Origin of the sequence: Streptomyces sp. 4N509B, from assembly GCF_052245655.1 — a bacterium.
Classification (GTDB): domain Bacteria; phylum Actinomycetota; class Actinomycetes; order Streptomycetales; family Streptomycetaceae; genus Streptomyces.
Genome location: NZ_JBQQBZ010000020.1, coordinates 24,804 through 48,511 on the forward strand (window position 1 = coordinate 24,804; position 23,708 = coordinate 48,511).

Consider the following 23,708-nt stretch of genomic DNA (forward strand, 5'->3'; position numbering starts at 1 on the left):
GTGGGTGGGAGACGCGACGCGCCGGTGCCTTTCCGTGCTCGTGAGGTGGGCCGGCGGGGCGTGTGGGTGGCTGGCTCTCGTCAGGCGAGGCGTCGTGGATCCGGGCCCGGCTCCGGCTGGTGGGGGTGCCTGTCCGGTGTCGTGGTGGCGTTCGAGTTGTTCGCCGCGGCGCGGATGGTGGCGGCGCGGCCGGGGATTTTCGGTGGCAGCTTGGTGGTGGTCGCGGTGAACGCGGGCGCTTCGGCGCCGTTCAGAACGGGGCGGACCGCGACGGTGAAGGCGCCCAGGTTCGACAGGTCTCCTTCGGCCAGCCGGGGCGCGGTGTGGCGGGCCAGGTGCCGGGCGTCCTCGGGTGAGGCGTTGAAGAAGATCTTCGTTCTGGCGTTGGCGGAGATGCCTTCCTCCAACTCGCGCGGGAGCTGGCGCAGGTACTGGTGGGCCAGGGTGATGGACAGCCGGTAGCCGCGTGCCTCGGCGAGCATGTCCTCCAGCGGGTAGGCCAGGTTGAGGAAGTTGTGGGCTTCGTCGATGTAGAGGGAGGCGTCGGGACGCTGGTGCTGTGGGAGGCGGGAGCGGGCGGTGGTGGCTTGCCAGGTGCGGGCGACGATCAGGGAGCCGACCAGGCGTGAGGTCTCCAGTCCCAGGGCGTTGCGGCTGATGCGTACCAGGCAGATGCCGCCGTTGTTGAGGATGTGGCCGAGGTCGACGGTGGAGGTGCCGCCGGCCAGCGCGTGGCGGACGAAGGGGCGTAGCAGCAGGCCGCGGAGTTTGTTCATCAGCGGGGCGATGTGCTGCGCGCGGGCAGGGTCGGACAGCTGGCCGTACCAGGTCCAAAAGCTCTTGAGCAGGTCGTCGTGGAGTGCGTTGATCGCGCGCTGGCGGGCGGCGGGGTCGGTCAGCAGCGCGGGCAGGTCGGTCAGCACGGGCGCGCCGCTCTTCCCGGGCACGGCGCGCAGGGTCAGCAGCCCGGCGCGGAGGATGTCGTCGGTGCGCGGGCCCCAGGAGGAGGCGTAGACGCGGGAGAAGACGCTGGTGAGGTTGTCGACGACGCGGGCGGTGTCGGCTCCTTCGAGGGGGTTGAGCACGGGGGGTCGGGGGTCGTCGGCGTCGAAGAGCACGACCCGCTGCCCGGCGTCCTGTGGCAGGCGGGCGAGGACGTCGTTGATCATGTCGCCCTTAGGGTCCACGGCGACCAGCCCGCGACCAGCCGCGGCGTCATCAAGGATCATGCGGGCCATCAGCTCGCTCTTTCCGGAGCCGGTGGCGCCGAGGATGTGCAGGTGGTGGCGGGCATCAGCCAGGGCGAGACCGACGGGGCGGGGCCGGCCCGCGGTGTCGGTGGTCCCGATCGGCTTCACTCCCGGCCCGGGGGCGGGGATGCCGGGAGGCGGGGGGACGGAGCGGGCGCCTGCCCGTTCCAGATGCGCGAGGTCGGGGTCCCAGGGCAGGTGGGCGAGCACCGCCAGTTCGGGGACGCTCATCACCTCCCCGCCGTCGAGCCGCCGCTGCTCCAGCCGGGGCCGGGCGCGGCGGGCGCTCAGGCGGGCTCGGCAGAAGTAGTTGTGCTCACTGAAGACGGCGCAGGCGGCGGCCAGGGCGTGGGCGCGTCCGGTCAGCCGTTCGCGCACCTCGGCTCGGCGCCGCCGGTCCACGCTGGTGGGCATAGGGCTGGCGACGGCGAAGCGGATAGCCACCTCGTAGTGGGCGCCGCGGGCCTTGGCCACGATGGCCCGGTCCTCGGCCGCCGCCTCCAGCGCGCTGTGCCGGTCCAGACCCGGCGCCGTGCGCGGCCATCGGCCCGGGGGGCGGGAAGGGCCGGGCAGCAGCGCGTGCAGCAGGTGGCTGAGCAGGTGGGGGGAGTGCCCGGCGCGCAGGCGGCGCGCGGCGCGGCGGGTGGCCCGCACCCGGCGGCCGGCCACGGGCCGGGCGAGGACCTGCACGACGGCGCGTTCGGTGGGCCCGAGACCTGCGGGGGCGGCGAGCAGGGCACGGAGAGGGTCGTTGGTGAAGTCGGTGCGGATGGGCAGCGCTTCGCTGCGCGCCAGCCGCACCCGGCCCGCCACCAACGCGACGTCCTCACCCTCCGACGGGGTGGGCAGCGGAGAGCCGGCCGGGGCGGTGCGGGTGCGCGCGCCGGGCCAGGCCGCCTCGATCGCCCGCTCCACCAGGCCGGGAGGCACCAGGCCGGGCACCCACACCTGGAGGGTGAGCCGTTCGCCGTCGGTGACGTACTCCCACACCACGTGCGGCTGGCCCGCGAGGCGTTTGAAGCGCGGGCGCATCAGGCCGACGAGGTTGGCCCACAGCGCGGCGGCGCCGGCCGGGTCGACCTGCGGTGGCGGAACGACACGCACGATGCGGGCGTCCGCGGCGATCCGCTGCCGGCAGCGCCGTCGCCACCACCACCAGGCTCCGCCCAGTACTGCGGCGGTGAGCAGGGTGGCAGCGGTGAGTACGCCCCAGGCGGCAGCCTGGTCACGCAGGCCGGTCACGACGCGTTCGAGCGCCCCGGACGGGTCGAGCAGGTAGCCCTCCAGCAGCGAGTCCGAACCTGCGGGGGCATCCGGGGAAGGCGAGGAGGCAGAGCGGGCAGGGATCACGAGCAGAGCACCTCTCGTCAGCGGTGGTGGACGGGTCGACCGACGGCAGCGGCCAGGGCCGCTGCCGTCGCGGGGTCGTGGGGGGTCTGGGTGCGCGGTCAGGCGGCGCGCTCTGGCCGGGTGACGGTCGTGCGCCGGCTGGCGGTGGACGGCTTGGTGCCCTGGCCAGGAACGAGGCGGAGATGGCCCCGCCCGGGTGCGTCAGTGCGGCGGGATGCGCGTGCGGCGTCGACCTCGGCTTGCCAGCCGCGGAACGTCCGGCCGGCGAGGCGCTTGAGGTAGTGCGGGATGCGATTCGCCGGTATGCCCACCAGGGTGGGCCCCAGGACGGCGAGCAGGTCGCTCGCTTCCTGGGAGTGCCAGCCGGCCGCGGTGATGGCGTCCGCGTCGGGGAAGACGTCCGCCACCCGGTCATGTGCGGGGTCCAGGCCGGCGTCCTGGGTGCCGCCGTAGCTGTAGACCCACAGGAAGTTCTCCGGCGGGTCCGGCTCCACCACGATGCGGAAGCGCGCGACTTCCTTGGTGTAGGCGTAGAAGTTCACGCCGGGCCGGGCGCGGATGATCCGCAGCCATGCGGCGAGGTAGGCGTCGGAGAAGAAGTCACCGGCGTCGTGGATTCTGATCCACGCGCCGTGGAAGCGGCGGGCGCCGAGCTCGGCGATCATCGCGTGTTCCCACGCGTCGGGTTCGTCGAGGACGAAGCGGAGGTTGGTCTGGTGCTTGGCCTTGACCTGCGGCCAGGTGTAGGTGCCGTGGCGGGCGTAACACACCTGGGCGCACACCCCGGCCGAGGGGCAGGTGTTGTACGTGCGGCCGTCGGACAGGCGCCCCGCCCACGCGGGCAGCGTCCAGTTCCACACGCCGATGGCTCTCAGCGCACGGTTCTGGGTCAGCAGCCGCGCCGGACGGACGGCATGTTCCTGCGAGACGAGCACGGTAAGAACAGTTGTTCGATGCATAGGCAAGGGCACCTCCGGGGCGGAAGCGAACGAGGGGAAGCGGGAGTGCGGCGACGGTGCTAGAGGGCGATCTGGGAGGGGTCGGGTCCGAGGTCGACGAACGGGTCCTGCTGCTCCGCGGAGGCTGTGGGGGTGGCGGCGTCTTCGGCGGCGGTGAGTTCCGCGAGTTCGGCCGGGTTGGTGGTGATGAGCTGGTGCTCGGCCGGTGAGGCGATGGCTTGGAAGGCCACCCGTTGGGTGCCGGTGGACAGCAGGCCCTGTCCCCTGTCGGCGGACAGCAGGAACTGACGTTCGCCGTCGCTCAGGTTGAAGGTGGTCGCGATCTCGTCGATGGCCTGGTCGGCCTGGCGCAGCAGGATCTGTGTGGCGGCGTTGGCGACGACGGCTTTGCCGAGGTCGGTGCCGAGGACGTCGGCGGTGTCCTGGGTCGCCACGGTCAGCCCGGCCCACTGCTTGCGGCTGGCCTTGGCCATGCGGAAGAGGAAGTCTGCCCCGGCCGGGTCTTTCATCAGCAGCCAGGCTTCGTCGACGACGACGAGGCGGGGGCGGCGGAGGGCGGGGTTGGTCACGCGGCGCCAGACGGCGTCCAGGGTCAGCAGGGTGCCGATCGCCTTGAGTTCGTCGGGAAGGTCCCGCAGGGAGAAGACGACGAGGTGGCCGTCGGGCCGGCTGGTGGTGGGCCCGTCGAACAGCCCACTGAAGGCTCCGTTCACGTAGGGGTGGAGGCGGGCGGCCAGGTCGGCGGCCTCGGCGTCGGCCGAGGTGTGGAGTGTGCGGGCGAGGTCGGCCAGGAGCGGGGCCGGGCGGGTCCAGGTGCGGGGGTCGGCGGTGATCCCGGCCTGCTGGTAGGTGGCGGTGATCGCCCGATCGAGGGTCGCGCGCTCGCCGGGGGTCAGCGCGGCGCCGAGGAGGACGCCGATGACGGTGTGGAGGAACAGGGAGCGGCGTACGAGCGCGTCGCGGGGTGCGGTGCGGCGTCCGTCGGGTCGGGTGTGGACGGGCAGATCGAAGGGGTTGACGCGCACGCCCTCGCCGCCGAGGTGGACGTGGGTGCCGCCGACGGCGCGGGCGAGGCGGGCGTACTCGTCTTCGGGGTCGATGACGTGGATCTCGATGCCGCGGTAGAGGGAGCGGAGGAGTTCGAGCTTGACGAGGTAGGACTTGCCGGCGCCGGAGCGGCCGAGGATGACGGAGTTGTGGTTGTCCAGCGCGAACCGGTCCCAGTGCACGAGTCCCTGGGAGCCGATGTTGTAGCCGTAGAGGACGCCGGTGGGGGCGGCCACGGAGGTGGGGTCGGCCGGGGGCAGGTCGGGGCTGGTGAAGGGGAAGGCCGCGGCGAGTGCGCTGGTGTCGAAGGTGCGGCGCATGCCGAGCAGGTCCATGCCCATGGGCAGGCAGGTCACCCAGCCCTGCAACGAGCGGTAGGAGGCGGGTTTGGCGTCGAGCAGCAGGCTGGCCGCGAGGGTGCGGACGGCGGTGACCTCGGTGGCCAGTTCCTCGCTGCTGGCGGCGTGGACGGTCAGGTACAGGCCGAGGCGGAACAGCTTGCCCTCGCCCCGGGCGACGCGGGAGGACAGGTCGTAGGCGTCTTCGGTGGCGGCTTCGACGTGGGGATCGGGCAGGCGGCCGTGTTCGTCGGCGTGGCGGCGACCGGATTCGAAGCGGGCGAGCTGCCGTTTCAGGCGGCGGGCGGCGGTGACCGGGTCGATCGGGTCGACGTGGACCGATACGTCGACCCGGCCGGGGTAGGTGAGCAGCGGCTGGAGCCACCCGGCGTGGACCTCTCTGGGGTAGCCGACGATGGCGAACGAGGACAGCCACTCGCCGCCGACCTGAAGGTGTCGGGTGCCCACAGCCAGGGAGTCCGGGGCGAACGCGCTGCTGTGTGCGGCGTCCGGCTGTGCGGCGGAGCGGGTGCTGCGGGAACGGCGTGTCACAGCCCCTCACCTCCCGAAGCCGTTGCTGCGGCGGCCATGATCCGCTGCTGCGGGTCGGGAGCGGTGGCGGCCGTACCGCCCTCGTGCTCCCCGCTCATCTGGTCGTCATCCATGCTTGGGGCGGTGGTGATCACGTCGTGGGCGGCGGCCAGGTGGGAGGAGGGCGGCAGCAGGCTGTCGGGGTTGCAGGCGGCGGCGAGCACGGCCGTGGCCTGGCCGGCGTCCAGCGGTGTGACGGTGATGCCGACCGGGCCCAGCATCTGCGCAGCCTCCTCCGCGCGGCGGACCAGCCGTGCCTCGGCGGCCCGCCGTGCCGCCTCCACGGCCTCCTCCTGCCGTCGTCTGCCGCGCCGGCCCTGCCTCCCGGTGCGGCCGGGAGCGACGCTGAAGACGTCGGCGGGGCCGGTGGTGCGCAGGGGTTCGCGGAGGATGAGCAGGACCTGGCGACGCAGCAGGGTGGACGTGCGCCGCAGCTCGTCGAGGTAGGTGGCGTGTTCGAGGGCGGCGTGCTCCAGCGCGGGGTGGGGCAGGTGCGGGGCGGTCTCGTGCAGCTCGGCGATCTGCGCGGACACGTCCAGGCGTTCGGCGCGCACCACGATCTGGACGGGGGCGGTCAGGGAGTGCAGGTAGCGGCCGAACGCCGCGGTCAGGGACTCCTGCTCGCTCGGGGTGCGCAGGGCGAAGTTCACCGTCGAGCACACCGCGACGACGGCCATCCCGTCCCGGCCCAGGTCGATGACCCCGGCTTCGGTGACCGAGCGGGCGGGGAGTTCCAGCGGGGCGGGTGAGATCGTCTGCGGCGTCGGCTGGTCGGGCTCATCGGCTGGGACAGCCCGCGCGGCGAGCCATGCGGGGGCCGGCTGGACGCGCGCGGGGGCGGCGATGCGGTGACGCGGGGCCATGTGCTGCCGTATCGCGGCGAGCAGAAGCCGATCCAGCGGCAGTCCGTCGCGCCGCCCCAGGGCGAGCAACACCGCCACTCCGGCGATCGGAAGCGCGGCCACCAGGAACACCGCCGGGGGCAGCAGGGTGGCCGTGGCGGTGTAGAGGGCGTAGAGCACCACACCGGCAGCCGACAGCAGCATCAGCTGGCGGGCGGTCAGGCCGAGCAGCACGGTGTCCTCGCGCTCGACATCGGCGGGAATCCGAACAGGTGTCGTCACGATGGGGCTCCTTCTCACCGGGGGGCGGGAGGCGGCGGGGGCGGGCGGAACGTCGCTGGGGGCGGCGGGTGCCGCCGCAGCTGCGGCGGAGGGTTCACCGCCGGAGACGGGGGTGTGGGCGAGCGGAACGTCGCGGCCGGTGCCGGGCCGGCGGCACGACGCGGCGGCGGCGCGGCGGCGCGTTCCGGCGCACGGAAGTGCGGCCGGGGCGCCACGGGCGCGGGCCTGCCAGGCGAAGGAGTGCTCGCCCGGTTGGCCGGGTCGGGCCGGGGTGAGAGAAACAGCGGCGGGCCCGGGGAGACATCAACCCGCCGCGGCGGGGCGGTTGGGCGTTGGTCGGGCACCGGAGCCTGGAAGCGGGGCATGCCCGGGGCTCCGGCAGCACGGCGCGGCCGAGGCGCGGCGCTCGCGGGAACGGGCTGGCGGAAGGCCGGCGGCCCCGGCGGGCGGCGCGCGAGGCCACGCCCTCGGGCCGGAGGAGCGTTGACGGAAGCCGCCCTGGCCGTCGAGGTGCCGCGGGGGCGCGCCTGCCAGCCTCTGCCGCCGCCGGCCCCCGCGGCCTTGCCGGCCCTGGCCGCCGTGGCGCCGCCACGCAGCAGCCCGAATGTCTTGTAGGCCAGGTAGGTGCGGGCCGCGGAGCCTGCCAGGGAGCGCCCGCCGCCGGGCAGGCGGGTGGCCGCGAGAATCCAGGCGGGGATCTTGAACAGGATGTAGAACAGCGCCAGCGCGACGCTCAGGTTGATCAGCCCGGTGTGTCCTCCCCCCAGGACCTGGAAGCCCTCGGGGCCGAGGAACACGTTCAACGCGGCCACCAGCGTCAGGGACTGGGCGACCTGGATGGCCAGCAGACCCGCGAAGGCGCGCCACCACCACCTGGCGATGGACTCGGTCTGCGGCAGGGCGTGGCAGGCCAGTGCCAGCGGCGCCCCAGCGATCATGATCACCGTCAGGGCCACCCGCACCACGTACGAGACGATGATGGTCAACCCGAACGCCGCGATGACCAGGCCGATGAAGACGGTGAACATCCCGTCGCTGGCCAACGAGCCGTTGATCATCCCCTTCAGCACGTTGGCGGTGCCCTCGACCTCGACGCTGTCGCTCATCAGCGCCTGGGACAGCCCGTTGGCCAGGACGATCATCCGGGTGGCCACCCACAACGACAGGAACGAGGCCAGGAACCCGACCACGATCCGGGGGGCGATCTCGCGGGCCGAGTGCTGGGTCTGCACGGTCTGGTGGCCCATCACGATCAGCCCGGCGGCCGTCACCAGCAGGCTGTAGCAGGCCACGGCGATCTGCCACGACCGCGACCACAGCACGTCCACCTGGGGCAGCTCGTCCGGAGTGGGCGTGACCAGCAGCGTGCGGCCCAGCACGTCCAACAGCGGGTCCAACGCGGCGGAAGCCAGGTCAGCGAAGAAGCCGTTGATCGCGGCCGTGACGCCTTCCAGCACCCAGCCGGCGAACCCTCCCGGCCCACCCCCGCCCTCCTCCAGCTCATCGGTCTCCTCGCCACCGGGTTCGGTGGTGCTGCCGTCTTCCGGCAGCGGGACGGGTTCGGGGATGCAGCCGAAGTCCTCTACGGGATCGCACGGCTCAGCCGGTGCTGCCACGAGCGTGGCGGCGGGCGTGGTGTTCTGGCCGGGGGTGGCCGCAGCCGGGCTGGATGCCAGCCCGACCAGCGCCACCCCCGCCATGGTGACCAGCAGTCGAACGGCGCGCCCGCGTCGGCGACGCCAGGCGGCACGCCCGCCGGCCGCGCCCCTGCTACGGCCACGGATTCCCAGCGTGGTGATCACCGGCTCACTCGCCCACGATGCCCTTGAGGATTTCCACGACCAGCGGCGCGAGCGCGGCGATGCCGTATCCCCACGCCGCCGACTTGAACGCCCGATTCGAGCGCTCGATCTCCCCGGGGTCACCGCCAGCCAGCATGCGGATCACACCGCCGATGCTGAGCATGACCGTCGCCAGCGTGGCGGCGATGCCCATGATCCAGTTGCGGAGGTTGTTCAGCACCGTGTCGAGAGAGGTCGCCGCCGCCAGCATCGTCTCCGACCGAGCGTGGGCAGGAGCAGCGATCACCAGGAGAACGGTCGCCACCGTCACGGCCACCGCCAGCCGGCGCCCACGCCGGCCCGCGCGGTGCGCGCCGCGCCGGTCAACCGCTGTGGCAGGAGCTGGGGTAGTGGCCGGTGTGCGACCCAGGCGGGCACGGCGGGCGGGGGGTATCAGGCGCATCGGGGGACCTCCGAGGTCTCGTCGTCCGGTCGATCGGGCGTGGTGGGCCCGCATGAGAAAAGACCGGAATCAGCACCTGCTTTGGACACCGCACCCGCAACAATCCCTGTTTGCTCCGCCCTCTCGCCTCCCGGCGAAGGAGTCACGTTCCGTGGCGACTGTCGGGCGGTCGGCGGCGTCGGGTCAGCCAGGCGGGAGGCGACGTACTCGCTGACCGGATCGCTGTCATCGACGTCACCAGCGGCCTGGCGAAGATAGGCGGCGAGTCGGTGCTCAGCGCGACGGCGGCTCTTGTAGGCCGCACCGATCGTGGTGTCGTGCTCGGCCGCCCAGCGCCCGACAGCGACGTCCTCCAGGCGAGTCGACCCGATCAGGTCCGCCTCGGTCGGGGTCAGGACTCCTTCCCGCACCGCACGCGCGAGCACCAGGTCGGGGTGCCCCCACGGCGGATGCGGCGGCGTGGAGCGGTACCCGGGCGGCAACGGAGTGGGAGCGTCCAGCGCCTCGCGCAGCGCGGCCATCCCTGCCCGGAACGCCGCCCACCGCAACCGGGCCAGCACATGGGGCCGCCCGATTTCGATGCGCGCCAGCGCGTCCAGAAATCCGGTCAACACCTCGGCGTGCACATCGAACGGATCACCATCCGGGTAGCGAACCGAAAGCCACCGTGCCGTGGACGCCAGCATCGGCAACGCCATCCCGGCACACGCCACCGTCCAACTCGCCCCCTCACTGCGAGTGCGGGAAACCAGCTCGCCCCATACCGCATCCCGCGTCCCCTTCGGGCAGTCGCGCCGCAGCAGCCGGTCACGCAGTTCATCCAGCGGGATCGTCCGATCCGGCAGGCCAGCAAAGGGCCGGCCATCCAAGGCCAGCGGGTCGGGGCCGGTCACCAGCCAGCCGAAACACTCACGCGCGACATCCAACGGCAACCGCCGGCACTCAGCGTCCCCCAGGCCATCCTGCGAACTCAAAGCCATCGGAGCATCTCCTTCTCTCCAGCGAGGAATGACGCACCCAGGAACGCAGACCGACGACAAGAAAAAGACAAGGAACGGCAAGAGGCGACAGGTAACGGCAACGAGATCACGCTGGCACGGATTTCAGCGCCTAAAGATCACTGAAGAAACAGGCTCCTGTAAGGTCCCGACCAGGTCCTGGACAATCGACCATCCCGCCCCCATCTTGGCGAGCTTTAAGGGGCTGTGACCTGCTGTTTTAAGAGGTTCGCAGGAGATCTTTCAGCGGCCAGGGTGCCAGACCATCACGGTGAGCACCCCAATTCCTGGGGCACTGGCGGGCCAATCATGCTCGGACGAGGATTCGCGACGGCCGCCGGCAACAGCCACCCGCCCCACAGATTGCGGTCAGGAATCATCGTCATGCCGGACTCAGGACCGTCCAAGGCACTCCGGACCGTCCAAGGCACCCGGGAGCGAAGGCGGCGCCGAGGGAAGTAACCGGAACCACTGACCGCATCGTGCCTGTTGGCTACCACGGGAAGAAGGGAACGGGAGCATCGGCTTCTGTCGGCCCTCGCCCTCAGTTCCCTGGGGCCAGATGGGGAAGACGTTCGTGTTCGCCTGTCCAAAACAGGCCGTGTTTTCGGGTTTTTGAGTGTCAGGACCTCTCACCCCGACCGGGAGTGACACGCATGACCTCACACTCCGACCCCAACCGGCCGTTCACGCCGGCCCTCAGACAGTGCCCACCTCCCTCGCGGAGAACCCGGCGTACCGCGTCCGTCTGGGCCCTGCCCGAACACCCCTGCCACGAGAATTCCTCACTTCTCCCTGGCTGGCTGAGCGAAACCATGCGCCGCGTGGTCTGCACCTACTCCCACGCCGGCGACCCCGTCCTCCTGCTCGCCCCTCCCGCACCCGGCGACAGCGACCCGGACGGCTTCGATGTCGTGTCCGCCGGTTGGACCGCCGCCGCACGCCTCCTCACCCCCCTCGGGCGCTCGACCCACGTCCGTAGCCCCGCCTCGCTGACCTACCCGACCGACCCGGCCGCCCCCGCGTCCGTCACCGAGCCCGGACCCCGAGAGATGACGCGGACACTCCGGCAGAACGCGCGCCGCCACCGAGCCGGACCGACCGACCTCCACCCCGGACCGTCCGCAACGCCAGCCGCCGCCCGACGCGAGCCCGACCGGTTTTCCCTGGTGATCACCCTCCTCGATCCGCAGTCCGACTGGGCCGCCACCGTCCCCTGGACACGGCTGCTGACCCGGAACGGCACCCTCACCTTCATCACCCACAGCAATGCAACCAGCGAGCGAAAAGGCCGCTTCCATAGTTTGCTGACGCACATCGCCGAGTGGGGTGGAGTGGACTGCGTCGATCGGATCGCGCTCGTAGCCGCACCGGACCAGGCCCACCCCACCACGGCCGACAAGCCGCGCTCCGGGCCCCGGGTGCACACAGAGCTCATGGTCTTCGCGCGTCCCCGCCCGACCGGCACCTGCACCACGAGGCAGGCGGTGGCCAGGTGATCTGGTTCCAGCTCCCGCAACTTCCCGTTGATCCGCAGAAGGTGCCGCGGCCGGGCCTGGTGCCGTTGGTATGGCCGACCGGCCAGCACGGCGAGCGCCTCCTCGATCGCGGCTACGCCCCCGACACGATCCGAGACCACCAGCGCGTCCCCCCGGCGACGGCCGCCTTCGCCATCCGCGCGCTCACCCCACCCGGTGGCACCGTGGTCGACCCCGACTGCGGAACGGGCACCGTCGTGGCCGAAGCCCTGCGCTGCGGGCGGCACGCCGTCGGCATCGCCCAAAGCCGCCGCTGGTGGACCCTGACCCGCGCCAACCTCACCGCCGTGAAGCGTGAGGGAGCGACCACCGACGGGATGGTGCTGCCCACCGCAGGCTCCCAGGACATGCCCGCCACCGCCGACCTCGTCCTGACCGCATGGCGCCACCCGGCCGTCCCCACGGCCGGCGAACCCCACGACCACAACGCCGCCATCGCCCGGCTGACCGAGATGCTGACCTGGTCCCGCACCGTCCTCAAGCCCGGCGGACACGTCGTCATCGTCACGCGCCCCCAGCGCCGCCACGGCTACCTCCTCGACGCCCCCGGACACATCCACCGCGCCGCCGTCGCCGCCCACCTGGCACCGGTCGCCCGATGCATCGCCCTCACCGTCCCGATCCGCAACGGCCGGCTGATCCTCCACCCCACCACAGCCCAGCGCAGCGCCGCCGCCCGCGCCGAGCGCCACACCGGCCAGCCCGTCACGCTGCCCGCCCACCACGACGTGCAGATCTTCCACGCCCCACCAGCCCACGCCGCCGAAGTCGCGGTCTCCTCGCCGTGGCCTGACCCGCTTCCCCTCTGTACGGCCGACGCCCGTCGCCGCACCCTCGTCGACGAGGCCGTGGCGTGAACACGATCACCCCGGATGTCGCGACCGGACAGGTCACGCTCTACACCGGAGACACACTCCAGGTTCTCGCGCAGCTGCCCGACGCCAGCGCCGACTGCGTGGTCACCTCCCCGCCCTACTACTTCCGGCGCGACTACGGCGTCCCCGGCCAGTACGGCCTGGAAGAAACACCCCAGCACTACCTCGACACCCTGCGGTCGGTCTTCTCCCAGGTCCACCGGGTCCTGGCCCCCCATGGCGCGCTGTGGCTCAACCTCGCCGACACCTACTCCCAACGCACCGTCCTCCGCGGCTCCTCCCACCAGGACGGCCTCCACGGCCCTCGCGGCTCCCGGCCCTCCTGGCGGCAGCTACGGGCCGCCGGCCGCACCCGCATGCCCGCCCAGAACCTCATCAACGGCCGGCCCGTCGCCGAGAAGAGCCTGATGCTGCTACCGGAACGACTCCTGACCGCGCTGATGGACGACGGCTGGCTGGTGCGGGCGAAGATCGTATGGGCCAAGACCAACTGCCTACCCGACCCCGCCATCGACCGCCCCGCCCGCCGCTGGGAACCGCTGTTCCTGCTCGCCAAAGAACCCCACTACGCCTACGACCCGGCCGCCGTCCGCGGCGACGTGTGGAGCCTGCCCGCCAGCCGCGGAGCCGGCCCCCACCGCTCCAGCTACCCCGTCGACCTGCCCCAACGCTGCATCGCCGCCAGCTGCCCCACCGGCGGACTCGTCCTCGACCCATTCTCCGGCAGCGGCACCACCGGCCTGGCCGCCCGCCGCCTGGGACGCTCCTACATCGGGATCGACATCAACCCCACCTTCACGCGCGTCGCCGAGCTCGCCTTGGCCCCCGCACACACCACCGCACCAGCCACGGGGGGCCACGACGTGCCCCACCCCACCGCAGCACCACCACGCCAGGCCGAGGCTGGGACACGACCTGCATCGGCACCGGGATCCTCAGGCAACGCGAATCGACGTCTCCGCCGAGATGAGGAGAGGGGCCGGCCATGACGAAGACGAAAATGCTCACGCTCGATGAGGTCGCCGCCTACCTCGACAAGCCGAAGGGCTGGGTCTACGCCAACTGGAGGCCCGAAGGCATTCCCTTCAAGCGCATCGGCAACCAACTCCGCTGCCGCCCGGCAGACCTCGATGCCTGGATAGACCGGCAGGCCGCTGCCTAGGTTGGGGCGAGTCCGAGCTTCGTCAGTACCCGCGCTGACTTGGTTGTGGGCTCGCCCCCGGGCTTCCCGGCGACCGAAGCCGTCAGGAAGCCGTCCTTGCGGGCCTGCTTGAGATGATCGCTGACCGTGGGCACGCTTCGTCCCACCAGTTCGGCCAGGTGCGGCACCAGCGGCCGGACTCCCGTCCGGGACAGCTCGTCATACACGGTGGCCAGGGCCGCCAGGTACGCACCGGACACCCCGTGCTCCGCCAGCAGCCGGGGCAGCGCGTCGCGCAACTCGGGATGAGCCACCTCAGCGGCTCTCGGCTTGTGGCTGCGCTGCTTCGCGGCACTTTCGGTTGACGCCACCGGGTTGAGCGACCCAGCACCGTGGTCGAGAAATGCCGGGCGATGTCTCTGGTAGCTGCGTCGATCACCACCCGCTGAGGGCCCCTTCGATCGCCCCCGCAGGCCACCACACCCGCACGGTTCACGCGCGCCATGGCGCTCACTGACCTCCCCGCCATCGCTGCTGCTCCCCTGCCAGAACCCCAGAACAAGGGAAGGTGTTCACCCTTTGGCTACCACATTCCAAAAGTGCAAGAACGATAAGAAAAACCCCTGCGCCAGGATCCGGTGCGGGCACCCCTGGACCGTCCGATACCGCGAGCCGGGCGGGCGCTCCGGCCGTCAGCGTGAGAAGACGTTCCCCACCAAGCGGCAGGCAGAGGCCCACGGCAACAAGATGGAGGCCGACAAGCTCACCGGCGTCTACCTCGACCCGGACCGAGGGAAGATCACCGTTGCCACCTGGTGGGCTGAGTGGCTGGAGGCCCAGGTGCTCAAGCCCAACACGCTCCGGGACTACAAGGGCTTCGCGAACAACTACCTCATACCGACTATCGGCCGGAAGACACTCGCCGGGGTCACACCCAACGACGTTCAGCGTGTCGTGGCGGCCCTGTCGGACGCCGGGCTCATGGCATCGACCATCGGCACGCGGGTGATCCCGATGAAGGCGATGTTCAAGGCGGCCGTGGAGAACGACCGCATAGCCAAGGACCCCTGCCGTGGCCTGAAGCTGCCCCGGGTTGCCTCGAAGGCCGTAGACCCCGACGACATCCCCACGCTTGAAGAAGTCGTCCAGATCGCCGGGCGCATGCCTGACGAGTACCGACTGATTGTGTGGCTCATCGCAGGTTCCGGGCTCCGCCCTTCCGAGTCCTTCGGTGTCTCGGAGGACTGTCACCGTGGCGACGTGCTCAGGGTCTACCGGCAGACGACGGAGAAGGGGGACGGGAAGGGCAACCGCAAGGCGCTCGTGCCACTCAAGCACCGTGCGGAAGGCGACTACCGAGAGATCCCGCTTGCCGACTGGCTGGGGGAGGAGATCGACCGGCACCGTGAGCAGCACGGCACGTACGCCCTTGCCGGGGCGACGGGCTTGCTGTTCGCGACCGGCACCGGGGCCCTGCTGACCCATGAGGGCTTCTACTATTACTGGCGCAAGGTCATGAAGGCGCTCGGTTTCTTCTACAAACCGCATGACCTACGCCACTTCTTTGCCTCCACCATGCTGGCGGCCGGCGTGTCCCTGCTGGAGGTGAGCCGCTGGCTCGGGCACCACTCGATCAGGATCACGGCCGACACGTACGGGCACCTGGTACCCGACTCCTGGCAACGCGGTCGGAAGGCCATGCAGGACGCTATGCGAACCCGGTTCCGGGTGATAAGGGGCGAAACCCTGTCCGCTTCGGAGGCGGTCGCCAGGACCGCGTGACGACTACCTGGGCCCGTACACGCCGAAGACCCCCCAAGGGTTAGTTGGGGGGTCTTCGTGCTGACCAGGCTAGTCCCGTGCTGACGCGGTGCTGACACGCGGTCCGCTTGGGAGCCGTCCTACCAGCTCAGACGGACGACCTCAGACGCTCAGTTCCCAGTCCTGGGCGCGGATGAACTCCTCGTTGTATCCGCCCTCCCGCTCCAGCACCTCGCGCCGGAAGACGCCCAGGTACACGGTCTCGGCCTCGCCTGCCTCGCCCCCGGTGTGGAACGCGGCGTTGCCGACCCCGATGCGGGATGTCATGGCGGCGGCCACGGCCTGCTCCCAGGGGGTCTCGCCCTCGGCGTGCATGAGGCCGCCGACGTTGGCCGCGCCGGTCTCCGCCAGCAGGCGGACGGCGGTGGTGATGTAGTTCGGCGAGAGCATGCCGTGCCCGTCGACGCGGACGACCACCGGGTGCCGGGAGGCGGCGATCGCGGCGTTCAGCCCGGCCGGGGTGCGACCCGTCGGGTTCGGCACCGTCCGCACGCGGGGGTCCTCGGCGACCAGCTCCGCGGCGATCTCGTCGGTCCTGTCGGTGGAGGGCCCGAGTGCCATCACCACCTCGATCTCGCCGGGGTGGTCCTGCGCCAGGATGTGCCGGACGGCGGCGCGCAGGTGTCGCTCCTCGTTGAGGACCGGCATGATCACGGAGACGGCGGGAGGGGTGTCGGGCGGAGTCGTGGTCACCGGCTCACGTTACCGCGATCGGGGGACCCCGACGCGCGCCGCCCCGGGCCGTTGATCGTATCGCCATACGGTGGCCGCGATGGCTTCCCCACGCCCCCGCCCCCGCCTCCACCGCCGACCCAGGGCAGTGCCCCGGTCGCGGTTCCGCCAGCGGCCGCGCCGCCAGGCGCGCCGCTCCGCGGTGCGCGCCGCCGCGGCGCTGGCGGTGCTGGTCCTCACGGCTGGTGGGGTGGGGCACGCCGTGGTGAGCTCGGCGGAGCGGGAGCTGGTCCGGGTCGACCCCTTCCAGGCCCTCCCCGACGACGAGCGTCCCGTCGACGACGGCGGGGAGGACCTGAACGTCCTGGTCATCGGCACCGACTCCCGCGAGGGCCTCAGCCAGGCCGAGCGCACCCGGTACAGCCTGGGCGGCGAGGCGTGCCACTGCGCCGACACCGTGATGCTGCTGCACCTGTCCGCGGACCGGGAGCACGCGAGCGTCGTGAGCCTGCCCCGCGACAGCTACGCCGAGCTGCCCGCCCACACCGTCGAATCCACCGGCGAGCGCCACGAGGCCCACCCCGACAAGCTGAACGCGGCCCTGGCCCACGGCGGTCCCGCCCTCATGGTCAGGACGGTCGAGCAGCTGACCGAGCTGCGCGTCGACCACTACCTGGAGGTGGACTTCAGCAGCTTCCTGCGGGCGGTGGACGAGGTGGGCGGCGTGGACGTGTGCACCACCCGGCCGCTGCGGGACGCGTACTCGGGGCTGGACCTGCCCGCCGGAAGCCACCGGCTCGACGGCGAGACGGCGTTGGCGTACGTGCGGGCGCGGCACGTCGACGGCACCGCCGACCTGGGGCGCATCGAGCGGCAGCAACGTTTCCTCGCCGCCTTCCTCGACCGGGTGGCGAGCAGCGGGGTGCTGCTCAGCCCGGGCCGGCTCAGCGGGACCGCGACGGCCCTGCTGCGCTCGGTGCGGGCCGACCCCGCGTTCGGCGCGGAGCGGATGCTCGACGTGGCGGGCGCGCTGCGCCGGCTCGCCTCGGACGGCGTCGCGTTCGCCTCCGTGCCGCTCGGCGACACCGACCGCCGGGTGGCCGGCATCGGGTCCACCGTCACCTGGGACGAGGAGGAGGCGGCGGAGGTCTTCGACGCGCTGCGCGCCGACCGCCCGCTGCCCGACTCCGTGGTGACCTCCTTCGACTCCTCCGAGGGGGCGGGAGGCCGCGGCGGCGAGCGGAAGGAAGAGCCGAAGGAAGAGCCGAAGGAAGGGGAGGAGAAGGAGGAGAGGGGTGGGGCGAGCGAGGCAGGAGGGGCAGAAGGGGCGGGAGGGGCGAAGGAGCAGCGAGGGCAGGGGGAGTCGGGCGGGAAGTGCGGCGAAACGGGGTCGTAAGGACACGGTCCAGGGCAGGCAGCGACGGACGCCGGAACGACCGTTGCCGACCGCACATGAGCGAAATGTCGCGAAGCGCGACGTCATGGTCATCACATCGGGTGAATCCATGGCCGGCCCTTGCGGGCGGCGACCCTGTGTCGTCAAGCTGTTGCTGTTTGTTAGTGCGATGTCAACGCGAAACGCGCAGAAGGCGCGAATCGTGGAGAACCACTGGGAGGGCCGGTGCCGTTCGGTGAGCAGCCCGCATATCTCCGGGTCGCGGACGACCTTCGACAGCAGATCGCCAACGGCACCCTGCCGCCACACTCCAGGCTGCCGTCACAGGCGAGTATCCGCGCCAGGTACGGCGTCTCCGACACGGTGGCGTTGGAGGCCCGCAAGGTGTTGATGGCCGAGGGGCTGGTGGAGGGCCGCTCCGGCTCGGGGACGTACGTCCGCGAGCGCCCCGAGCCACGGCGTGTCAGCCGCAGCGGGTACCGCACCCTGGGGGAGTCCTCGCCGTTCCGGCAGGAGCAGACCGACGAGCGGGTGCGCGGCAGCTGGGAGGCGCGCAGCGAGCGGGCGGAGGCGAGCGAGGCCGTCGCCCGCCGGCTGCGGATCGATCCGGGCGAGGCGGTGATGTGCACCCGGTACGTCTTCCGCACCGGCGGCGAGCCGGCGCTGCTGTCCACCTCCTACGAGCCGCTGCGGCTGACCGGCCGCACGCCGGTGATGCTGCCGGAGGAGGGGCCGCTGGCCGGCAGGGGCGTGGTGGAGCGGATGGCCGCCATCGACCTCGTGGTGGACAACGTGGCGGAGGACGTGACGGCCCGGCCGGCGCTGGCGGCCGAGGCCCGCGCGCTGGGTGGCGTGCCGGGGCACCCGATGCTCGTCATCATCCGCACCTTCCGCGCCGGCTCCCTGCCGGTGGAGACCGCCGACGTGGTCATCCCCGCGGACCGCTTCCGCGTCGGGTACCACCTGCCGGTCCGCTGACGGGAAAGCGCCCCCGGCCCCCGGCTCGCCGGCCCGTGACGGGGCGTCACCCCCGGCCCGTCACGCGGCGGACCGGTGCCCGAGGCGCGCCATCAGCAGCGCGATGTCGTCCTCGGAGGACTGCGGGTTGAGCGTCGCCACGACGGTGTCGCAGAGCGGTTCGAGCGGCACGCCGGGCCGGCTGGCGCGCACCAGCAGGGAGCGCAGCCGCTCGATGCCGTCGCCGATGTCGCCGCCGCGGGACTCCACCAGGCCGTCCGTGTAGAGCACGAGCACCGCCTCGTGGGGCATGGCCAGGCGCCGCTCCTCGAAGCGCGTGCCCTCCAGCCCCAGGGGCGCACCGGGGGGCAGCCGCAGCACCTCGGCGCTCAGGTGTCCGGAGGCGGGGCGCTCGGGGTCGACGCCGCACAGCACCGGCGGCAGGTGGCCGGCGTTGGCGAGGGTGCAGCTGTGGCTCGCCGGGTCGTACACCGCGTAGAGGCAGGTCGCCAGCAGCGGGTCGTCGGGGTGCTGGGCGATGTCGCTGCTGAGGGCGTTGACGCGGGCGAGCAGTTCGGCGGGGGAGAGGTCGAGCGCGGAAAGGGTGCGCACGGCGGTGCGCAGCCTGCCCATGGTGGCGGCCGGGCGCAGCCCGTGCCCGGTCACGTCGCCGATGACGAGGGCCACCCGGCCCCCGTGCAGCGGGATGACGTCGAACCAGTCGCCGCCGGCCTCGGCCCCGATGGCGCTGGGCACGTAGCGGTAGCCCACCGTCACGCCCGGCGGCTCGGGCACGGCGCGCGGCAGCAGGCTGCGCTGGAGCATCAGGGCGCGCTCGCGCTCCCTGGCGTAGAGGCGGGCGTTGTCGAGGTAGACCCCGGCGCGTGCCGCGATCTCGGTGACGAGGGCGATGTCCCGCTGGTCGAAGGCGGCGCGCCGCTCGGCGCGGGTGAGGGTGAGGGCGCCCAGCAGGGTGCCGCGGGCGGGCAGCGGCGCGGTGATCATGGAGTGGATGCCGAGCTCGCGGGCCGCGGCGGCCTTGTCGTCGTCCGGCGCGGCGGCGCGGATCTCCTCCTCGGAGGTGAAGAGGGTGGGGGTGCCGTTGATCAGGGCGTTCCCGAGAACGTGCCCGGCCGTGACGGCGACGTCCTGGCCCTCGGTCATCAGCCGCTCGACGGCGGGATCCTCCCGTTTGGCGCTGCCGGCCAGCCGGACGAGGGTCTGGTCGGGGAGGGCCTCGGGCGAGGGCAGCCGGCCGCCGCGCACCACCGGGCGGAGCACGGCGACGGAGGCGTAGTCCGCGAAGCGGGGCACGAGCAGCCCCGCGAGCGCCTCGGCGACCTGGCGCACGTCCAGGAGGTTGCCGAGGGCGGTCCCGACGTCGTCGAGGAGGGCGAGGTTCTGCCGGGCCTGCTCCACGCGGGTCAGCGCCTGGCGCCGGCCCGTCACGTCCATGACGGTGCAGCTCAGCCCGAGGGTGCGGCCGTCGGCGTCGGTGAGGCGGGCGACGGAGACGGAGCTGGTGCCGGTGCCGTCGGGCGCGGTGGTGATGAGGTCGACCACCGGGTCTCCCGTGCGCAGCGCCTGGCGCAGTGCCTTGTCGAGCTCGTGCGAGACCGGCGGCGGCAGGGCCTCGGCCACGGTGCGCCCGAGCAGCCGCTCCGCTGCGGCGCCGTGGAGGCGGAGGAGGGCGTCGTTGACCCGGACGAAGCGGCGGTCGGTGTCGAGGAGGGCGATGCCCAGCGGTGAGGCGGCGAAGAACGCCTCCAGCGTGTCGAGGGCCGCGAGCCTGCCTTGGGCCACGGTTGTCGGCCCGGCGTCCACGAGATTGGCGAGAATGAACGGGGTCCCGGCGCCGTCGACCAGCAGCGAGACCGTGACCGCCACCTCCACGGGCCCGTCGTCCCGGTGGCGCAGCCGCAGGGTGCCGCGCCACACGTGCTCGCGCAGCAGGGTGCGGTGGATCACGGGGACGGCGCTCGGGTGGCCCTCGGGGAGGAGGGCGGCGAGGTGGAGGCCGACGGCCTCGTGGGCGGTCCAGCCGAGGACCTGTTCGGCGAGGGGGCTCCACAACAGGACGCGGCCCCGGCCGTCGATCAGGACGGCGCCGGAGCGGGCCGCGTCGAGGGCGGGTCCGAGGGCGGCTGGGCCCGGGTCCGTGGGGCCGCCGGAGGAAGGGGCGGGAGCCCCGGCGGCGCCGGGCACGTCGCGTGACGGCCCTGGATATCCCATATGTCTGATTGTGCCCCGGTGGCGGTCGCGGAGCCCGCGCACCGCCGCCGCCCGGCGGCGCCGCTTCACGGTGCGGGCCGCCGCTCCCTGCGCGCGGGAGCGCGGGCGAGCCGGTCAGTGCGGCGTTCGGGTGGCGGTCTCGACGCGTTCCACCAGGTACCGGGGCGGAGGCTCGGCGGCGTGCGCGCCGGCGGTGGTCGCCTGGCTCAGTCGTGTGATGAGTCGCTGTGCCTCCGCGCGGGTGGCGCAGTGACCTATGCGATAGCGACCGCCGTTCTCATCCTGCCGGATCACCAGCCACGGTCGCAGGTTGCTGCCGTTCATTCCTCACCCCCGATCCGCATATGCCAGACCTTACGCCAGCACATCACCGTGCGCACACGGTTCAGGCCACCGAGGCTGCGGAGGACGGGGGTGAGGACGACGGCCACGAGCCGGGTCCGGCCTAGTCGGAGGAGCGACGACGGCGGATCTTGCTGCCGAGCCAGACGAGGGGGTCGTACTTTCTGTCGACGGCCCGCTCCTTCATGGGGATCAGCGCGTTGTCCGTGATCCTGATCCCCTCGGGGCAGACCTCCGTGCAGCACTTCGTGATGTTGCAGAAGCCGAGCCCGTGCTCCTCCTGGAGGGAGCGCTGCCGGTCCAGGCCCTCGCGCTCGGCGTCGTCGAGCGGGTGCATGTCCAGCTCGGCCATGCGCATCAGGAACCGCGGACCGGCGAACGCCTCCTTGTTCTCCTCGTGGTCACGCACCACGTGGCAGACGTTCTGGCACAGGAAGCACTCGATGCACTTGCGGAACTCCTGCGAGCGCTCGACGTCGACCTGCTGCATCCGGTACTCGCCGGGGCCGAGGCCCTCCGGCGGCACGAACGACGGGATCTCCCGGGCCTTGGCGTAGTTGAAACCGACGTCGGTGACGAGGTCGCGCATCACGGGGAAGGTGCGCAGCGGCGTCAGCGTGATCGTCTCGTCCCGCTCGAACTGCGACATCCGCGTCATGCACAGCAGCCGCGGACGCCCGTTGATCTCCGCACTGCACGAGCCGCACTTCCCGGCCTTGCAGTTCCAGCGCACCGCCAGGTCCGGGGCCTGGGTGGCCTGGAGCCTGTGGACGATGTCGAGGACCACCTCGCCCTCGTTCACCTCCACCGTGAAGTCGGCGAGCCCGCCACCCTCGGCGTCCCCGCGCCACACCCGGAAGTGGGCGTCGTACCGTGTGCTCTCCGGGGCCGTGGTCATGAGGTGAGCTCCTCGTCGGTGAGGTACTTGGCGAGTTCTTCCTTGTCGAACAGCTCCAGCAGGTCCTGCCGCAGCTCGGGCAGGTCCCTGCGGGTCAGCTCGATGCCGCCCGCGTCGTTCAGCGTGCAGAGCAGGTTGACGCGGCGCCAGGCGCGGTCCATCTGGGGGTGGTCGTCCCGGGTGTGGCCGCCGCGGGACTCGGTGCGCTCGCGGGCGGCACGCGCCACGCACTCGCTGACCAGCAGCATGTTCCGCAGGTCCAGGGCGAGGTGCCAGCCGGGGTTGTACTGCCGGTGCCCCTCCACGCCGGCGCGGCGGGCGCGCTCGCGCAGCCCGACCAGCCGCGACAGCGCCTCGGTCATCTCCGACTCGCGCCGGATGATGCCGACCAGGTCGTTCATGGTCTGCTGGAGCTCCTGCTGCACCGTGTACGGGTTCTCCGCCGGCGCCTTCGCGGCGTCCTCCTCGTCCAGAGGCTGGAACGGGCGCAGCGCCTCGGCCGCCGCCGCGTCCAGCTGGGCCTGGTCGGCCAGCGGCCGCTCGCCCTCGGCGATGTCGGCCGCGTACCGCGCGGCGTGCAGGCCGGCGCGGCGGCCGAAGACCAGCAGGTCGGAGAGGGAGTTGCCGCCCAGGCGGTTGGAGCCGTGCATGCCGCCGGCCACCTCGCCCGCCGCGTAGAGCCCGGGCACGCCGGTGGCCGCGGCGGTGTCGGGGTCGACGTCGACCCCGCCCATCACGTAGTGGCAGGTCGGGCCGACCTCCATCGGCTCCTTCGTGATGTCGACGTCGGCCAGCTGCTTGAACTGGTGGTGCATCGACGGCAGGCGGCGCCGGATCTCCTCGGCCGGCAGCCGGGTGGAGACGTCGAGGAAGACCCCGCCGTGCGGGGAGCCGCGGCCCGCCTTCACCTCCGCGTTGATCGCCCGCGCCACCTCGTCGCGCGGCAGCAGCTCCGGCGGGCGGCGGTTGTTGTCCGGGTCGGTGTACCAGCGGTCGGCCTCGGCCTCGTCCTGCGCGTACTGCTCCTTGAAGACCTCGGGGATGTAGTCGAACATGAAGCGACGGCCCTGGTTGTTGCGGAGCACGCCGCCGTCGCCGCGGACGGACTCGGTGACGAGGATGCCCTTCACCGAGGGCGGCCAGACCATGCCCGTCGGGTGGAACTGGATGAACTCCATGTTCACCAGCGGCGCGCCCGCCAGCAGCGCCAGCGCGTGCCCGTCGCCCGTGTACTCCCACGAGTTCGACGTCACCTTGAACGACTTGCCGATGCCGCCGGTGGCCAGCACCACCGAGGGCGCGTCGATGACGAAGAACGCGCCCGACTCGCGGTCGTAGGCGAACACGCCCGCGACGCGGCCGGTGCCGTCCCCGTCGGGGACGGTCAGCACCCGCGTCACGGTGCACTCGGCGAAGACCTTCAGCCTGGCCTCGTAGTCCCCGGTCTCCTTGAAGTCCTCCTGCTGGAGGGCGACGACCCGCTGCTGGAGGGTGCGGATCATCTCCAGGCCCGTGCGGTCGCCGACGTGCGCCAGGCGCGGGAACTCGTGCCCGCCGAAGTTGCGCTGCGAGATCCGGCCGTCCTTCGTGCGGTCGAAGAGCGCACCCCAGGTTTCCAGCTCCCACACCCGGTCGGGTGCCTCCTGGGCGTGGAGCTCGGCCATCCGCGGGTGGTTGAGGAACTTCCCGCCCCGCATGGTGTCCCTGAAGTGGACCTGCCACCCGTCGCCCGAGTTGACGTTGCCCATGCTGGCGGCGATGCCGCCCTCGGCCATCACGGTGTGGGCCTTGCCGAAGAGCGACTTACAGATGATGGCGGTCCGCAGACCCTGCTCGCGCGCCTCGATCGCCGCGCGCAGCCCGGCGCCGCCGGCGCCGACCACCACCACGTCCCACTGCTGCCGTTCCACTGTCGTTCCGGTCCTTTCCTCGTTC

At 72.2% G+C, this 23,708-nt stretch carries 19 protein-coding genes and 1 pseudogene; 7 read left to right on the forward strand and 13 right to left on the reverse strand.

All coding sequences use genetic code 11. The features are described 5' to 3' along the window. Positions 1–80: 80 nt before the first annotated feature. The 7 genes from ACTWP5_RS18905 to ACTWP5_RS18935 all read right to left on the reverse strand — a co-directional run bounded on the left by ACTWP5_RS18905 (position 81) and on the right by ACTWP5_RS18935 (position 9,883). Positions 81–2,600 (reverse strand): type IV secretory system conjugative DNA transfer family protein, encoded by a 2,520-nt coding sequence (locus tag ACTWP5_RS18905; protein ID WP_443222184.1) that lies wholly within the window; start codon positions 2,598–2,600, stop codon positions 81–83. A 98-nt stretch (positions 2,601–2,698) separates the two neighbouring features. Then, the gene (locus ACTWP5_RS18910; RefSeq protein WP_443222185.1) at positions 2,699–3,559 is read right to left on the reverse strand and encodes a GP88 family protein; all 861 of its coding nucleotides are present in this window, start codon (positions 3,557–3,559) and stop codon (positions 2,699–2,701) included. Positions 3,560–3,618: 59 nt separating this feature from the next. After that, positions 3,619–5,496, reverse strand: coding sequence for a VirB4 family type IV secretion system protein (locus ACTWP5_RS18915; protein ID WP_443222186.1), 1,878 nt, complete (start codon positions 5,494–5,496; stop codon positions 3,619–3,621). Continuing rightward, the gene (locus tag ACTWP5_RS18920; RefSeq protein ID WP_443222187.1) at positions 5,493–6,659 is read right to left on the reverse strand and encodes a PrgI family protein; all 1,167 of its coding nucleotides are present in this window, start codon (positions 6,657–6,659) and stop codon (positions 5,493–5,495) included. Before ACTWP5_RS18920 ends, ACTWP5_RS18915 begins: the two co-directional genes overlap by 4 nt. A gap of 14 nt (positions 6,660–6,673) precedes the next feature. Further along, positions 6,674–8,461 carry a hypothetical protein gene (locus ACTWP5_RS18925; protein ID WP_443222188.1) on the reverse strand — a complete coding sequence of 596 codons (1,788 nt, stop codon included), beginning with the start codon at positions 8,459–8,461 and terminating at the stop codon, positions 6,674–6,676. A 4-nt stretch (positions 8,462–8,465) separates the two neighbouring features. Continuing rightward, on the reverse strand, positions 8,466–8,957 hold the full coding sequence (locus ACTWP5_RS18930; protein WP_443222189.1) for a pilin: 492 nt from the start codon (positions 8,955–8,957) through the stop codon (positions 8,466–8,468). Next, positions 8,894–9,883: a hypothetical protein gene (locus ACTWP5_RS18935; protein WP_443222190.1), complete on the reverse strand. Its 990-nt coding sequence runs from the start codon at positions 9,881–9,883 to the stop codon at positions 8,894–8,896. The genes ACTWP5_RS18930 and ACTWP5_RS18935 overlap by 64 nt, the downstream gene beginning before the upstream one ends. A gap of 842 nt (positions 9,884–10,725) precedes the next feature. On the opposite strand from ACTWP5_RS18935, the gene ACTWP5_RS18940 reads away from it, so the two are divergent. From ACTWP5_RS18940 to ACTWP5_RS18955, 4 genes are read left to right on the forward strand one after another with little or no spacing between them, the layout of a single operon-like run. After that, positions 10,726–11,400 (forward strand): hypothetical protein, encoded by a 675-nt coding sequence (locus ACTWP5_RS18940; protein ID WP_443222191.1) that lies wholly within the window; start codon positions 10,726–10,728, stop codon positions 11,398–11,400. Beyond that, positions 11,397–12,296 carry a DNA methyltransferase gene (locus tag ACTWP5_RS18945; RefSeq protein WP_443222192.1) on the forward strand — a complete coding sequence of 300 codons (900 nt, stop codon included), beginning with the start codon at positions 11,397–11,399 and terminating at the stop codon, positions 12,294–12,296. The genes ACTWP5_RS18940 and ACTWP5_RS18945 overlap by 4 nt, the downstream gene beginning before the upstream one ends. Then, positions 12,293–13,303 carry a DNA-methyltransferase gene (locus ACTWP5_RS18950; protein ID WP_443222193.1) on the forward strand — a complete coding sequence of 337 codons (1,011 nt, stop codon included), beginning with the start codon at positions 12,293–12,295 and terminating at the stop codon, positions 13,301–13,303. The genes ACTWP5_RS18945 and ACTWP5_RS18950 overlap by 4 nt, the downstream gene beginning before the upstream one ends. After that, the gene (locus tag ACTWP5_RS18955; RefSeq protein WP_443222194.1) at positions 13,300–13,476 is read left to right on the forward strand and encodes a helix-turn-helix domain-containing protein; all 177 of its coding nucleotides are present in this window, start codon (positions 13,300–13,302) and stop codon (positions 13,474–13,476) included. The genes ACTWP5_RS18950 and ACTWP5_RS18955 overlap by 4 nt, the downstream gene beginning before the upstream one ends. Here the strand turns inward: ACTWP5_RS18955 and ACTWP5_RS18960 are convergent. Then, complete coding sequence (locus ACTWP5_RS18960) at positions 13,473–13,769, reverse strand: hypothetical protein (protein WP_443222195.1); 297 nt, start codon at positions 13,767–13,769, stop codon at positions 13,473–13,475. The two genes, ACTWP5_RS18955 and ACTWP5_RS18960, sit on opposite strands and share 4 nt — an antisense overlap. 265 nt (positions 13,770–14,034) lie before the next feature. Between ACTWP5_RS18960 and ACTWP5_RS18965 the strand changes: the two genes are divergently transcribed. Then, positions 14,035–15,237, forward strand: coding sequence for a tyrosine-type recombinase/integrase (locus ACTWP5_RS18965; RefSeq protein ID WP_443222196.1), 1,203 nt, complete (start codon positions 14,035–14,037; stop codon positions 15,235–15,237). Between the two features lie 147 nt (positions 15,238–15,384). On the opposite strand, the pseudogene ACTWP5_RS18970 reads toward ACTWP5_RS18965, so the two are convergent. Next, positions 15,385–15,969, reverse strand: a pseudogene (locus ACTWP5_RS18970) (glycosyltransferase); the annotation flags it as partial. A 79-nt stretch (positions 15,970–16,048) separates the two neighbouring features. On the opposite strand from ACTWP5_RS18970, the gene ACTWP5_RS18975 reads away from it, so the two are divergent. Continuing rightward, on the forward strand, positions 16,049–17,344 hold the full coding sequence (locus ACTWP5_RS18975) for an LCP family protein (RefSeq protein WP_443222197.1): 1,296 nt from the start codon (positions 16,049–16,051) through the stop codon (positions 17,342–17,344). A 225-nt stretch (positions 17,345–17,569) separates the two neighbouring features. Further along, positions 17,570–18,322 carry a GntR family transcriptional regulator gene (locus ACTWP5_RS18980; protein ID WP_443222198.1) on the forward strand — a complete coding sequence of 251 codons (753 nt, stop codon included), beginning with the start codon at positions 17,570–17,572 and terminating at the stop codon, positions 18,320–18,322. A gap of 60 nt (positions 18,323–18,382) precedes the next feature. On the opposite strand, the gene ACTWP5_RS18985 is transcribed toward ACTWP5_RS18980, so the two are convergent. From ACTWP5_RS18985 to ACTWP5_RS19000, 4 genes are all read right to left on the reverse strand, one after another. Next, positions 18,383–20,533, reverse strand: coding sequence for a SpoIIE family protein phosphatase (locus ACTWP5_RS18985; protein WP_443222199.1), 2,151 nt, complete (start codon positions 20,531–20,533; stop codon positions 18,383–18,385). Positions 20,534–20,647: 114 nt separating this feature from the next. Then, positions 20,648–20,857: an SPOR domain-containing protein gene (locus ACTWP5_RS18990; RefSeq protein ID WP_443222200.1), complete on the reverse strand. Its 210-nt coding sequence runs from the start codon at positions 20,855–20,857 to the stop codon at positions 20,648–20,650. Positions 20,858–20,978: 121 nt separating this feature from the next. After that, positions 20,979–21,773, reverse strand: coding sequence for a succinate dehydrogenase/fumarate reductase iron-sulfur subunit (locus tag ACTWP5_RS18995; RefSeq protein ID WP_443222201.1), 795 nt, complete (start codon positions 21,771–21,773; stop codon positions 20,979–20,981). Beyond that, positions 21,770–23,683 carry a fumarate reductase/succinate dehydrogenase flavoprotein subunit gene (locus tag ACTWP5_RS19000; RefSeq protein ID WP_443222202.1) on the reverse strand — a complete coding sequence of 638 codons (1,914 nt, stop codon included), beginning with the start codon at positions 23,681–23,683 and terminating at the stop codon, positions 21,770–21,772. The genes ACTWP5_RS18995 and ACTWP5_RS19000 overlap by 4 nt, the downstream gene beginning before the upstream one ends. Positions 23,684–23,708 lie beyond the last annotated feature (25 nt).

Bases quoted from the DNA above. Each gene is read 5' to 3' on its own strand.
- ACTWP5_RS18910 (WP_443222185.1), bottom strand. From the start codon at position 3,559: ATGCATCGAACAACTGTTCTTACCGTGCTCGTCTCGCAGGAACATGCC.
- ACTWP5_RS18930 (WP_443222189.1), bottom strand. From the start codon at position 8,957: ATGCGGGCCCACCACGCCCGATCGACCGGACGACGAGACCTCGGAGGT.
- ACTWP5_RS18935 (WP_443222190.1), bottom strand. From the start codon at position 9,883: ATGGCTTTGAGTTCGCAGGATGGCCTGGGGGACGCTGAGTGCCGGCGG.
- ACTWP5_RS18955 (WP_443222194.1), top strand. From the start codon at position 13,300: ATGACGAAGACGAAAATGCTCACGCTCGATGAGGTCGCCGCCTACCTC.
- ACTWP5_RS18975 (WP_443222197.1), top strand. From the start codon at position 16,049: ATGGCTTCCCCACGCCCCCGCCCCCGCCTCCACCGCCGACCCAGGGCA.
- ACTWP5_RS18985 (WP_443222199.1), bottom strand. From the start codon at position 20,533: ATGGGATATCCAGGGCCGTCACGCGACGTGCCCGGCGCCGCCGGGGCT.
- ACTWP5_RS18990 (WP_443222200.1), bottom strand. From the start codon at position 20,857: ATGAACGGCAGCAACCTGCGACCGTGGCTGGTGATCCGGCAGGATGAG.
- ACTWP5_RS18995 (WP_443222201.1), bottom strand. From the start codon at position 21,773: ATGACCACGGCCCCGGAGAGCACACGGTACGACGCCCACTTCCGGGTG.